The sequence below is a fragment of the Teichococcus wenyumeiae genome (genome assembly GCF_003696345.1).
Lineage (GTDB): Bacteria > Pseudomonadota > Alphaproteobacteria > Acetobacterales > Acetobacteraceae > Pseudoroseomonas > Pseudoroseomonas wenyumeiae.
The window spans coordinates 1-1,142 of record NZ_RFLX01000159.1 but is presented as its reverse complement, the minus strand read 5'-3'; the positions used below and the strand labels follow the sequence as shown (position 1 = coordinate 1,142).

General features: G+C 63.6%; 2 protein-coding genes and 1 pseudogene. 2 read left to right on the top strand and 1 reads right to left on the bottom strand.

Features of this window, described 5'->3' with window-relative positions; all coding sequences use genetic code 11:
• Window positions 1-587 (top strand): sensor histidine kinase (locus EBE87_RS28360; protein ID WP_233560290.1); only part of this gene is annotated, 587 nt, incomplete at its 5' end.
• A gap of 165 nt (window positions 588-752) precedes the next feature.
• A complete protein-coding gene (locus EBE87_RS30245) occupies window positions 753-977 on the top strand; it encodes a hypothetical protein (protein WP_233560287.1) in 225 nt (74 codons plus the stop codon).
• Here the strand turns inward: EBE87_RS30245 and EBE87_RS30665 are convergent.
• Window positions 867-1,133: pseudogene (locus EBE87_RS30665) on the bottom strand (DDE-type integrase/transposase/recombinase); the annotation flags it as partial. The gene EBE87_RS30245 and the pseudogene EBE87_RS30665 overlap by 111 nt on opposite strands.
• Window positions 1,134-1,142 lie beyond the last annotated feature (9 nt).

Genomic DNA, 1,142 nt, shown 5'->3' with positions numbered 1-1,142 from the left:
CCCGGATGCGGCTGCTCGCCGAATTCGTCGACGAACCACAGCAGGAAAAGATGTTCCGCTATGTCGACGAGATGCAGGAGATGGTCGACTCGGCGCTGGCATTCTTCCGCGATGATGCCAGCCAGGAGCCCTTCACCCGCTTCGACCTGCCGCAGTTGCTCAATTCCATCATTGACGACTACGGCGATCAGGGGGTCGCGTTGATCTATGAAGGACCGCAGCACGGCCCGCATCGCGGCCGTCCCCATGCCCTGCGGCGCGCTTTCGTGAACCTGATCGAGAATGCGGTTAAGTATGCGACACCGCCTACGGTTCGGCTGCACCTGACAAGCGGGCGTACGGAGATCCTGATCTGCGATGAAGGGCCTGGACTGCCGGAAGAGGCCCTGGAACAGGCCTTCGCGCCCTATCATCGCCTCGAAACCTCCCGCAATCGCGCCAGCGGGGGCGTCGGGCTTGGCCTGACAGCGGCGCGAAGTATCATCCGGGCTCATGGCGGAGAGGTCTGGCTCAGCAATCGGCCAACCGGCGGGCTGCAAGCGCGCGTCGAACTTCCTGCCACGCAACCTGACGCGCATGGCCGGTGAGCACGCGGCGTCCTGGAAGACGGAAAGAAGGTATGGGTCGTAAATTCCTTTACGCAACTCCGGCGGTTCTGTCAGCGCTCGCGCCAGAGCTGCCACCTCGCGCCAGCTGACGCTATGAGCCGACCCTGCCGCGAGGATGGAGAGCACGGTTGCCGCGCGACGGAGATGAAGCATGCGACTGCGGCTGGCGGGGACATGCTGGTTGTGGCGGATGCGAGGACGGAGGTGGTTGCGAAGTTCGTCGTGGCTGCGGCAGAAGCGTTCGGCTGCGCTGAAGCTCTTGAACCCGCACATACATCGGATGCGGCCTTTTATGCCGCGGTGATGCTGCTCAAGCCCGTTGCTCCTGTAAGCGCTGGTGCGGTGAGTTACCTGCTTGCCCAGTGTTGAGAGGATCGCGCGTGGGTACGAGCCATGCCCGTCCGTGGTGACCTTGCCGGTGGCCGACCTGGCCGAGCGGAAGAACGCCTCGGCTGCCACCATGTCTCGGTGCTCGCTCAGCTCGGTATCGACGAGATCGCCGTTCCTGTCGATCGCCCGATACAAGTAGCACCA

What these genes read in the sequence shown, in the direction of transcription:
- EBE87_RS30245 (WP_233560287.1), top strand. Translation starts at nt 753, where the DNA reads ATGAAGCATGCGACTGCGGCTGGCGGGGACATGCTGGTTGTGGCGGAT.